Below are 256 nucleotides of genomic sequence, written 5' to 3'. Positions count from 1 at the left end.
ATTCCAAAGATACGACGGGCTGTGGTCCACCGCGTAGTAGTTGACGTGACCGCCGACGCGGAACATCGGCTCGTCGAACGTGGTGGTGCGAGCCCAGCTGAATCCCATGCCTTCGTCGCAGGAAACGTCAACAATCAGGCTGTCCGGCTGGAACTCCGTCAGGTCTTCGGTCCGCAAGTACGTCAGCGGAGAGTTCGGATCCTGCAGGGTGCAATTGACCACGATGTCCGCGGCCGCAAGGAACGGAGCCAAAGGC

At 60.5% G+C, this 256-nt stretch carries 1 pseudogene; it reads right to left on the bottom strand.

From position 1 onward, the window contains the following. Nucleotides 1-256 (bottom strand): annotated as a pseudogene (locus tag ACPYOG_RS19985) (alanine dehydrogenase); the annotation flags it as partial.

It is taken from the genome of Leifsonia sp. HAY1-4F (genome assembly GCF_056755275.1).
The sequence above is the reverse complement of the archived record's forward strand: the minus strand, read 5'-3'. Positions and strand labels throughout refer to the sequence as shown.